Source organism: Streptomyces sp. MBT53 (assembly GCF_016654115.1).
Taxonomy (GTDB): Bacteria; Actinomycetota; Actinomycetes; order Streptomycetales; family Streptomycetaceae; genus Streptomyces.
On the sequence record NZ_JAEQAZ010000039.1, the window covers coordinates 65,454 to 75,469 of the forward strand.

A 10,016-nucleotide genomic window follows, 5' to 3' on the forward strand; every position below is an offset into this window, starting at 1 on the left:
GTAAGGGAACGGCAAAATGGTCTCGGTCGTTCACGAGGCATGACAGCTATGACCCCCGGCTCGAACATCCCTCTCTCCGCCGCGCGCGTGACGGTGGACGTCGCCGCCCCGGTGCGGCTCGACGTATCGGGCCTGCTGCTCACGGGCGACGGCAAGGTGCGCTCCGACGACGACTTCATCTTCTACAACCAGCCGACGGGCCCCGGCGTGAGCTACCGCTCCGGCGGCGGTACGGCACCCGACGCGATCATCGTCGACACCGGCGCCGTACCGCCGGGCATCGAGAAGATCGTCGTCACCGCCAGCCCGGACGCGGCCGGCCAGAGCTTCCAGGGCATCGAGCCCACGGCCACGATCCGCAACGCGGACGACAACAGCGTCCTGGGCACCTTCACGCCCCCGCAGCTCGGCGCCGAGACGGCACTCGTGGTCGTGGAGATCTATCTGCGCAACGGCGTCTGGAAGGCCCGCGCGGTCGGCCAGGGATACGCCAACGGCCTGGCGGGCATCGCCACGGACTTCGGCGTCTCGGTGGAGGAACCGGCTCCGGCGCCCGCTCCGGTCGCCGCACCGGCTCCGGTCGCCCCCGCCGCCCCGGCCCCCGCGCCGGTCGCGGCTCCGGCTCCGGTGGCCCCGGTCGCTCCGGCGCCCGCCGCCGCGCAGGCCACGGACGACGGCGCCTACGTCACCCCGCTGGTGCGCAAGCTCGCCGCCGAGAACGGCGTCGACCTGTCCACCGTCAAGGGCACCGGCGTCGGCGGCCGTATCCGCAAGCAGGACGTCATCGCCGCCGCCGAGGCCGCGAAGGCAGCGGCGGCGGCTCCGGCTCCCGTCGCGGCCGCAGCCGCCCCGGCCGCCGTCACCGCGAAGAAGACGCCGACCCTGGAGGCCTCTCCCCTCCGCGGCCAGACCGTGAAGATGCCCCGCATCCGCAAGGTCATCGGCGACAACATGGTCAAGGCGCTGCACGAGCAGGCGCAGCTGTCCTCGGTCGTCGAGGTCGACGTCACGCGGCTGATGCGGCTCCGTACCCAGGCCAAGGACTCCTTCGCCGCGCGCGAGGGCGTCAAGCTCTCCCCGATGCCGTTCTTCGTGAAGGCGGCGGCCCAGGCGCTGAAGGCCCACCCGGCCATCAACGCCCGGATCAACGTCGAAGAGGGCACGATCACCTACTTCGACACCGAGAGCGTCGGTATCGCGGTGGACTCCGAGAAGGGCCTGATGACCCCGGTCATCAAGCATGCGGGCGACCTGAACATCGCCGGTATCGCCAAGGCCACCGCCGAGCTCGCGGGCAAGGTCCGGGCGAACAAGATCACCCCGGACGAGCTGTCCGGCGCGACCTTCACCATCTCCAACACCGGTTCGCGCGGCGCGCTCTTCGACACGATCATCGTGCCCCCGAACCAGGTCGCGATCCTCGGCATCGGCGCCACGGTCAAGCGCCCCGCCGTCATCGAGACGGAGGAGGGCACGGTCATCGGCGTCCGCGACATGACGTACCTGACCCTCTCCTACGACCACCGCCTGGTCGACGGCGCCGACGCGGCCCGTTACCTGACGGCCGTCAAGGCGATCCTGGAGGCGGGCGAGTTCGAGGTCGAGCTCGGCCTGTAACCCACCTCGCTTGTACGGCGCCCCCGTTCCGGAGCTTTCCGGGCGGGGGCGCCGTGCGTTTCCCCCACGGGACCTCACCGCTTCGCCCGGCATCCGGGCGTACGATCCCGTCGGGTGCCAGGCGCCGACATCGCCGCCGTGCTCCCGCAGGCCGCGCACCCCCGCCGCGTGCGAACGCGCCCGCCGACACCCGGTTACCCCGTGGTCAGTTGCTCCAAGCCCACCCGCGCGACCCTCCGCGGCTGCGCGCCGGCACCGGACGAGTCTTCGCGCGGGACACCGCCCCGGCGGCGTGTAAGTCTCGTCTCACCTGCATGAAAGCGCCCCCGTGCGCCCCTCCCGAGCGGGCGTGCGGCCTTATTGTCTAAACGTCAAACGCCCTTAAGGAGCTCTCATGACCGCGCCCGTCGTCCACTCGCTGCGCGAACAGATCCGCGAGCACATCGTGGAGGGGATCGTCAGCGGGCGCTGGAAGCCGGGCGAGCGGATCGTGGAGCGTCGGATCGCGACCGAGCTGGAGGTCAGCCAGACGCCGGTGCGCGAGGCGTTGCGCGAGCTAGAGTCACTGCGGCTGATCGAGTCGGCGCCGAACAAGGGCGTACGGGTCCGGAATCTGACCGCGGCCGACCTGGAGGAGAGCTACCCGGTGCGGGCCGGCCTGGAGGCGATCGCGGCGGAGCTGGCGGCCGAGAGGCTGGCCGAGGACTGCTCGGCGCTCGAACCGCATGTGGCCGCGCTGTACGAGGCGGACCGCGAGGCGGACGGGACGGGCCAGGTGCGGCACACGGTCGGTTTCCACCGGGAGCTGGTGCGGGCGGCCGGCAACTCGGTGCTGCTGCACACCTGGGAGGGCCTGGGCATTGAGGTGTTCACGGCGCTGTCGATCCGTTGGCTGGGGACGGTGCAGCAGTCGTACGCGGAGGAGCACGAGGAGTTGGTGGCCGCGTTCCGGCGCCGGGATCCGCGGATCGCGGAGCTGGTGAAGGCGCACGTTCTCGGCTGTGCCCCGCGCCCTTGAAGCGAGGGGGTTCGCAGCCGAGCGCAGCCATGCTCACCTGCGAAAACTTCCCGGAAAACGGCGAAAAACACGGCACCGGGTGCCCGCACAAAAGGCACCCCGTGCCGACTTTCTCGTAATCAAGATATTTTGCCCGGGAACCTTTGATCGATCATCGATCAGGGAGTTACAGTCACCGACGGGCTCCCACCACAGAGCCCGCCGCCCTGTCCTGCCAAAGACCAAGGGCACCCCCGAAAACCCCTTGCCGACGAGGGAACCCCCCTTCGACTGAGGAAGGCGGCGTTATGACCGACCCCTACGCCATCCAGCCGAGCGAGCTCGACCAGCTCCCGGACCGCGACCCCGAGGAGACCGCCGAATGGCAGGCCTCCCTGGACGCCGTCGCGAAGGCTGCCGGCCCGCACCGCGCCGCGTATCTGATGCGCCGCACGCTGGAGCGCGCGGAGGGCAACGGCATCGCGCTGCCCAAGCTGCTCGAGACGGACTACGTCAACACCATCCCGACCGCCGCCGAACCGGCCGCGCCCGGTGACGAGGCGCTGGAGCGCCGGATCACCGCGTGGAACCGCTGGAACGCGGCGGCGATGGTGACCCGGGGCGCGAAACACGGCGTCGGCGGCCACATCGCCACCTTCGCCTCGGCGGCCTGGCTGTACGAGACCGGCTTCAACCACTTCTTCAAGGGCAAGGAGGCGGACGGCTCGGGCGACCAGCTCTACATCCAGGGCCACGCCTCCCCCGGCATCTACGCCCGCGCCTTCCTCGACGGCCGCCTCTCCGAGGCGCACCTCGACAACTTCCGCCAGGAGGCGGGCGGCAACGGCCTCCCGTCGTACCCGCACCCGCGTCGGCTGCCCTGGCTGTGGGAGTTCCCGACGGTGTCGATGGGCCTCGGCCCGCTCTCCGCGATCTACCAGGCGCGCTTCAACCGTTACCTCACCGCGCGCGGCATCAAGGACGTCTCCGAGTCCCACGTGTGGGCCTTCCTCGGTGACGGCGAGATGGACGAGCCCGAGTCGACGGCGGCCCTCGCACTGGCGAGCCGCGAGGGTCTCGACAACCTGACCTTCGTCATCAACTGCAACCTCCAGCGCCTCGACGGCCCGGTCCGCGCGAACTTCAAGATCGTGCAGGAGCTGGAGGCCCAGTTCCGCGGCGCCGGCTGGAACGTCGTCAAGTCGCTGTGGGGCAACGCCTGGGACGAGCTGTTCCAGCTCGACACCACGGGCGCGCTCGTACGCCGCCTGCGCGAGGTACCGGACGCGCAGGTGCAGACGTACCAGACCCGCGACGCGGCCTACATCCGCGAGGACTTCTTCGGCAAGGACCCGGCGCTCGTCGAGCTGGCGAAGCTGCTGAGCGACGACAAGATCCTCGAGTGTTTCCACCTCTCGCGCGGCGGTCACGAGTCCCGCAAGGTGTACGCGGCCTACAAGGCGGCCCTGGACCACAAGGGCGGCCCGACCGTCATCCTGGCCCAGACCGTCAAGGGCCACACGCTCGGCGAGGGCTTCGCGTCGAAGAACGCCAACCACCAGATGAAGAAGCTGTCGACGGACGAGTTCAAGCAGATGCGTGACCTGCTCGAACTCCCCATCAAGGACAGCGACTTCATCGACGGGGTCGTGCCCTACGGCCACCCCGGCGCCGACTCCCCCGAGGTCCGCTACCTCCAGGAGCGCCGCGCTGCGCTGGGCGGTCCGGCCCCGGCCCGCCGTACGCACGCGATCGCTCCGCTGCCGTCCGCCTCGGAGAAGGCGTTCGCGTCCTTCGACAAGGGCTCCGGCACGCAGAACGTGGCGACGACGATGGCCTTCGTCCGCCTGGTCAAGGACCTGGTCCGCGACAAGGAGACGGGCAAGCGCTGGGTGCCGATCGTGCCCGACGAGGCGCGCACGTTCGGCATGGAGAGCCTGTTCCCGTCCCTGGGGATCTACTCCCCGAAGGGCCAGACGTACGAGCCCGTCGACCGCGACCAGCTCATGTACTACAAGGAAGCCAAGAACGGCCAGATCCTCAACGAGGGGATCACCGAGGCCGGTTCGATGGCGGACTTCATCGCCGCGTCCACGTCGTACTCGACGCACGGCGAAGCGATGATCCCCTTCTACATCTTCTACTCGATGTTCGGCTGGCAGCGCACGGCCGACCAGATGTGGCAGCTCGGCGACCAGCTCGGCCGCGGCTTCCTCGTCGGTGCCACGGCGGGCCGTACGACGCTGACGGGCGAGGGTCTGCAGCACGCGGACGGTCACTCGCCGGTGATCGCGGCGACGAACCCGGCGGCGCTGTCGTACGACCCGGCGTTCGCGTACGAGGTCGCGGCGATCGTGAAGGACGGCATCCGCCGGATGTACGGCGAGACGGCCCAGGGTGAGGACCCGAACGTCTTCTACTACCTCACCGTCTACAACGAGCCGATCCCGCAGCCCGCGAAACCCTCCGGGCTGGGCATCGACGAGGGCATCGTCAAGGGGCTGTACCGCTTCAACACGGCGGAGTCGGCGGGTCTTTCGCCCGCTGCCAACGCGGCGCGCATCCAGCTCCTCGGTTCCGGTACGGCGATCCACTGGGCGCTGAAGGCGCAGCAGCTGCTCGCCGAGGACTGGGGTGTCGCGGCCGACGTGTGGTCGGCGACCTCCTGGACCGAGCTGCGGCGCGACGCGCTGGAGGCGGACGCGGCGCTGCTGCGGGGCGAGGAGCGGGTGCCGTACGTGCGGCAGGCGCTGCACGGTGCGGAGGGCCCGGTGCTCGCGGTCTCCGACTACATGCGCCAGGTTCCCGACCAGATCGCGCAGTGGGTGGAGCAGGACTACTCCTCCCTGGGCGCGGACGGCTTCGGCCTCTCCGACACCCGTGACGCGGCCCGCCGATACTTCGGCGTCGACGCGGAGTCGATCGTCGTGGCCGCGCTCGCGCAGCTGGCGCGGCGGGGCGAAGTGAAGGCGACAGCGGTCAAGGAGGCGCGGGAGCGCTACGGGCTGTAAGAGCTGTGACCCCGCTCCTCGAACGCCGGACGGGCTGACTTTCAGCCCGTCCGGCGTTTGAGGACGAGACCGTTCAGGCCGAAGCGGGGGTCTGGGGGCGCAGCCCCCAGGGACCGGACGGGTAGGGGCGGCGGGGGCGAGATCCCCCATCATGAACCCATGCGCGCTGCCCGCCTCATCAAAATGGTGCTGCTGCTCCAGTCCCGCCCCTCCATGACCGCCGCCGAACTGGCCCGCGAGCTGGAGGTGTCCGAACGGACGGTGACACGCGACGCGCAGGCCCTGTCCGAGGCGGGAGTCCCCGTGTACGCGAACCGGGGCCGCGCGGGCGGATACCGGCTGATCGGCGGCTACCGCACCCGCCTCACCGGCCTGGCGCGCGGCGAGGCGGAGGCACTCTTCCTGAGCGGCGTACCCGGCGCGCTGCGCGAGATGGGGTTGGAGGACGCCGCGTCGGCCGCCCGCCTGAAGGTGTCCGCGGCCCTGCTCCCGTCCCTGTCGGACGCCTCCCGGGCGGCGGCCCAGCGGTTCCATCTGGACGCGCCGAGCTGGTTCACCGAGCCGAAGACCCCCGAGCTGCTGCCCGCCGTGGCGGACGCGGTGTGGGACGACCGGCGCGTGGTCGCGCGCTACCGGCGCGGGGACTGTGACGTCGAGCGGGAACTGGAGCCGTACGGGCTCGTGCTCAAGGCGGGCGTCTGGTACCTGTGCGCCCGGGTGGCGGACCACGATTCCTTCCGGGTGTACCGGATCGACCGTTTCACGGCGGTCGACCCGACGCCGTCCGACGAGCGCTTCACACGGCGGGACGACTTCGACCTCCCGGCGTTCTGGGAGGACCGGGCGGAGCAGTTCGCGCGGTCGATCCTGCGGGCGGAGGTGGTGGTACGGGTCTCCCCCGACGGCGCGCGGAGACTGCCGTACGCCGTCGATCCCACCGCCGCGAGGGAGGCGCTGGAGCTCGCGGGCGTACCGGACGACGACGGGGACGGGTGGGTGACGGTGACCCTCCCGGTGGAGTCCGAGGAGGTGGCCCACGGCCAGCTCGCGGGGCTGGGTCCCGAGGTGGAGGTGCTGGCGCCGGCGAGTCTGCGGGCGCGGTTCGTGAGCGACGCGGCGCGGCTGGGCGCGCTGTACGGGACGTGACCACGCGGGACGCGACCCGGCCGGCGGCCCGTACCGCCCATAACGATCTGCCCCTCTCCAGGTGACAATCCGCCGTACTCCACGTGCGCACCACCCGTCCAGGACCGATGCTTGACCCGTGATGGACGAGACGGAGTTCTGGGAGCTGGTGGACGCCACCCGCGAGGCCGCCGAGGGCGACCCCGAGGAGCAGGCGGACCTGCTCGTGGACCGGCTGCTCCTGCTGGATCCGGAGCTGGTGCTGGACTTCGCCCGTCATTTCGAGGCCCGTTACAACCGCGCCTACACCTGGGACCTGTGGGGTGCCGCGTGGGTGCTGCTGGACGGGGCGAGCGACGACGCGTTCGACTTCTTCCGGTGCTGGCTGATCGGCCAGGGCCGCGAGGTCTACGAGGGTGCCGTGCACGACGCCGACGCGCTGGCGGATCTCATCGACGACTTCGACGACGAGATCGACGGCGACGGGGAGGAGCTGGGGTACGCGGCCGACGAGGCGTACGAGCAGCTCACCGGTACGGTCGCCCCCGACCTGGGGATCCCGCCGGCGCCCGCCGAGCCGCTCGGGGCGCCGCTCGACCTGGAGAACGAGGCCGTGCTGGCGGAACGCTTCCCGAAACTGCGGGAGAGGTTCCGGCAGGAGTGAGCGCGGGTGAAGGGGGTACGCCGATGGTGCCCCGTCCGCCGACAGACCGACTCCCGTGAGGTCACCGTGGCTCGAATACCGTTCCCGGAGCGTTCCGCCGAAGCCCTCGACAAGCTCCCCACTCCACTGAACGCGTTCCGCATGCTGTCCCACGCCCCGGAGTTGACGGGCCCGGCGATCGACCTGGGGATGGCGGTGCTCGGGTCGTCGTTGCCGGTGCGGTTGCGCGAGCTGGTGATCGTGGCGGTGGCGGCGCGCACGGACTGCGCGTACGGGGTCGTGCAGCACCGCCCGATCGCGCTGCGCGCGGGGGTGACGGCCGAGCAGCTGGACGCCGTCGTCGAACTCCGGGCGGAGGACGGCGAGTTCGACGCGGCCGAGTCGGCGTTGCTGACCGCGACGGAGGAGCTGTTGGCCCGACACACGCTCACGGACGGCACGTTGGGCTCGCTGCGCAAGCACTTGACGGACCGTCAGGTGGTCGAGCTGATCACGACGGTCGGGTACTACACGATGCTGGCCGGCCTGCTGAACGGCCTGGGCGTGGACATCGACCCGGTCGGCGAGCAGTACTGGGAACTGGGCCGGCACTGAACGATGAGCGGACTGCGGGACGTTCTGGCCGACTGGACCGACTACGACTCGGCGGGCTTCGAACTCGGAAGGACCGTAGGGGTGTTCACGGAGGACCAGTCGTTCGCCGAGGTCAAGCGGATGTTCTGGACGGACGGTTACCCGCTCGGCGAGCTGCTCGTCGACATGCTCGACCGGATGACCGAGGCCGGCGTGCTGCTGCGGAACGAGGACGCGCAGTACCGGTGGAACCCCGGCGCGCCACGCGACACCGGTAGCCCGTCCCGTCAGGAGTCCTAGGCGGCGGTCCGCCGCCGTGACGTGTCCGTCGGGATGTAGGCCTGGTTCTGGTCGGCCCGTACCGCGTGGTGCATCGGGGCCGCGTTGGCCTGGTCGAGCGCGGATGCCGTGACGGCGGCCGGGCCGAGGATGACGGTAGCGACGGCGCAGACGACGGCCCACGGACCGCGGGCGGACCTGGCCCAACCGGCCGACTTCTCCGTGGTGTTGGAGTGACTGCTGTTCATGTTCCCCACCTCCCTGTCAGTGCGTGTGCATGACGATAGGGAGCTTGTCTCGGGGGACCCGGTGAGTTGCCTGCGAGAAACCTGTGAGCACCGCGCCACCAAGTGTTGGCGCAGTTCACAGACTTGAGGTCTTGACCCGTGCCGTGATGCCCGGCTTACGGTGGCCGCCGCCGAACAGGAGCGCCGTGCCCATGACCAGCCCGTACGTGAAGGGGATCACCCGCGAGGAACACCTCGCGCATCTGCGGCTGCACCCGGACGCGAGTCATCTGCAGATCCCCGAGTGGGCCGACGTGAAGCCCGACTGGACGGCGGAGAGCGTCGGTTGGTTCGAGGGGGACGCGCTGGTCGCCGTGGCCCTCGTGCTGTACCGCGCGTTCCCCGGCACCGGACGCTCCCTCGCCTACCTCCCCGACGGCCCCGCGATCGACTGGCGGAGCCAGCGCCTCGAACGCTGGCTGGACCCGCTCCTCGCGCACCTGGAGAAGGAGGGCGCCTTCTCGGTCCGCATCGGCCCGCCGCTCGTGGTCCGGCACTGGGACCCGGCCACCGTCGCGGCGGGCGTCGCCGACCCCGCCGTACGGCATCTGCGGGACCTGCCGACGGACGGGATCGACGGCTACGCACTGGACACGGCGGACCGTCTCGAACGGCTCGGCTGGCGACGCTGCAAGGAGAACGAGAACAGCGGATTCGGGGTCGGACAGCCCCGCTACGGCTGCCGAATTCCCTTGACCGGACGGTCCGTCGACGAACTGCGCCGCGGCCTCGCCCCGCACTGGCTGCAGTCCCTGCAGACCGCCGAGGGAGGCGGAGTCGGGGTCTTCTGGGGCTCGGCCGACGACCTGCCGGCCTTCCACCGCCTGTACCGCGCCACCGCCGAACGGGACGGCTTCAAGGCCCGCCCCCTGGACTACTTCCGGCGCATGTGGCAGGCGCTCAACGCCGAGGAGTCCGACCGGATGCGGATCTATCTCGGCGAGTACGACGACGAGGTCCTGTCCTCCGCCCTCATGATCAGCGTCGGCCCCCGCGTCTGGCACTCCTACCCCGCGTCCGGCCGCCGAGGCCGCGAACTCCGCCCCAGCAGCATCCTGCTGTGGCGCATGCTCTGCGAGGCCCTGGACTCCGGCGCCGACACCTACGACCTCCGCTCCATCACCCCGTCCCTCGTCGCCGAAGACCGCCTGGTAGGCCGCCTCCTCTTCAAAACCGGCGCAGGCGGCCAGGCAGTGGAGTACCTGGGCGAATGGGAACGCCCGGTGGGCACCCAGGGGAAAATGCTGCAACGGGCGCTGGCGGTCTATCTGGGCCGCAGGTAGAACCTTTGGAGGCCGCGGGCGCAGCCCGCGCCTCCAGGGGCGCGGGGAACTGCGCGCCCAGCCCCCACCGGACCAGCACCCGACAGCGAACCGACCCCTGGGTGCCCACCGGGCGTTCCCATTCGCCCAGGTACTCCACTGCCTGGCCGCCTGCGCCGGTTTTGAAGAGGAGGCGGCCTA

General features: G+C 70.8%; 9 protein-coding genes. 8 read left to right on the plus strand and 1 reads right to left on the minus strand.

Translation table 11 applies throughout. The features are described 5' to 3' along the window. The first annotated feature begins 39 nt into the window (after window positions 1–39). The 7 genes from sucB (at window position 40) to JHN45_RS16930 (ending at window position 8,287) form a co-directional block, all read left to right on the plus strand. The gene (gene sucB / locus JHN45_RS16900) at window positions 40–1,617 is read left to right on the plus strand and encodes a 2-oxoglutarate dehydrogenase, E2 component, dihydrolipoamide succinyltransferase (protein ID WP_201049572.1); all 1,578 of its coding nucleotides are present in this window, start codon (window positions 40–42) and stop codon (window positions 1,615–1,617) included. Window positions 1,618–2,011: 394 nt separating this feature from the next. Further along, a complete protein-coding gene (locus JHN45_RS16905; RefSeq protein WP_200716894.1) occupies window positions 2,012–2,635 on the plus strand; it encodes a GntR family transcriptional regulator in 624 nt (207 codons plus the stop codon). Between the two features lie 287 nt (window positions 2,636–2,922). Beyond that, window positions 2,923–5,625 (plus strand): pyruvate dehydrogenase (acetyl-transferring), homodimeric type, encoded by a 2,703-nt coding sequence (aceE, locus tag JHN45_RS16910; protein WP_201049573.1) that lies wholly within the window; start codon window positions 2,923–2,925, stop codon window positions 5,623–5,625. Between the two features lie 159 nt (window positions 5,626–5,784). Then, window positions 5,785–6,771 (plus strand): YafY family protein, encoded by a 987-nt coding sequence (locus JHN45_RS16915; protein WP_201049574.1) that lies wholly within the window; start codon window positions 5,785–5,787, stop codon window positions 6,769–6,771. A 121-nt stretch (window positions 6,772–6,892) separates the two neighbouring features. After that, window positions 6,893–7,414: a DUF4240 domain-containing protein gene (locus JHN45_RS16920; protein WP_200716902.1), complete on the plus strand. Its 522-nt coding sequence runs from the start codon at window positions 6,893–6,895 to the stop codon at window positions 7,412–7,414. Between the two features lie 66 nt (window positions 7,415–7,480). Beyond that, a complete protein-coding gene (locus JHN45_RS16925) occupies window positions 7,481–8,008 on the plus strand; it encodes a carboxymuconolactone decarboxylase family protein (RefSeq protein ID WP_200716897.1) in 528 nt (175 codons plus the stop codon). Between the two features lie 3 nt (window positions 8,009–8,011). After that, the gene (locus tag JHN45_RS16930) at window positions 8,012–8,287 is read left to right on the plus strand and encodes a hypothetical protein (RefSeq protein ID WP_200716898.1); all 276 of its coding nucleotides are present in this window, start codon (window positions 8,012–8,014) and stop codon (window positions 8,285–8,287) included. Here JHN45_RS16930 and JHN45_RS16935 read toward each other — a convergent pair. Beyond that, the gene (locus JHN45_RS16935; RefSeq protein WP_200716899.1) at window positions 8,284–8,514 is read right to left on the minus strand and encodes a hypothetical protein; all 231 of its coding nucleotides are present in this window, start codon (window positions 8,512–8,514) and stop codon (window positions 8,284–8,286) included. The two genes, JHN45_RS16930 and JHN45_RS16935, sit on opposite strands and share 4 nt — an antisense overlap. Window positions 8,515–8,705: 191 nt before the next feature. On the opposite strand from JHN45_RS16935, the gene JHN45_RS16940 reads away from it, so the two are divergent. Beyond that, window positions 8,706–9,836, plus strand: a complete 1,131-nt coding sequence (locus JHN45_RS16940) for a peptidoglycan bridge formation glycyltransferase FemA/FemB family protein (protein ID WP_200716900.1) — start codon at window positions 8,706–8,708, stop codon at window positions 9,834–9,836. Window positions 9,837–10,016: the final 180 nt, after the last annotated feature.

What these genes read in the sequence shown, in the direction of transcription:
- sucB (WP_201049572.1), top strand. Translation starts at nt 40, where the DNA reads ATGACAGCTATGACCCCCGGCTCGAACATCCCTCTCTCCGCCGCGCGC.
- JHN45_RS16905 (WP_200716894.1), top strand. Translation starts at nt 2,012, where the DNA reads ATGACCGCGCCCGTCGTCCACTCGCTGCGCGAACAGATCCGCGAGCAC.
- aceE (WP_201049573.1), top strand. Translation starts at nt 2,923, where the DNA reads ATGACCGACCCCTACGCCATCCAGCCGAGCGAGCTCGACCAGCTCCCG.
- JHN45_RS16915 (WP_201049574.1), top strand. Translation starts at nt 5,785, where the DNA reads ATGCGCGCTGCCCGCCTCATCAAAATGGTGCTGCTGCTCCAGTCCCGC.
- JHN45_RS16920 (WP_200716902.1), top strand. Translation starts at nt 6,893, where the DNA reads ATGGACGAGACGGAGTTCTGGGAGCTGGTGGACGCCACCCGCGAGGCC.
- JHN45_RS16930 (WP_200716898.1), top strand. Translation starts at nt 8,012, where the DNA reads ATGAGCGGACTGCGGGACGTTCTGGCCGACTGGACCGACTACGACTCG.
- JHN45_RS16935 (WP_200716899.1), bottom strand. Translation starts at nt 8,514, where the DNA reads ATGAACAGCAGTCACTCCAACACCACGGAGAAGTCGGCCGGTTGGGCC.
- JHN45_RS16940 (WP_200716900.1), top strand. Translation starts at nt 8,706, where the DNA reads ATGACCAGCCCGTACGTGAAGGGGATCACCCGCGAGGAACACCTCGCG.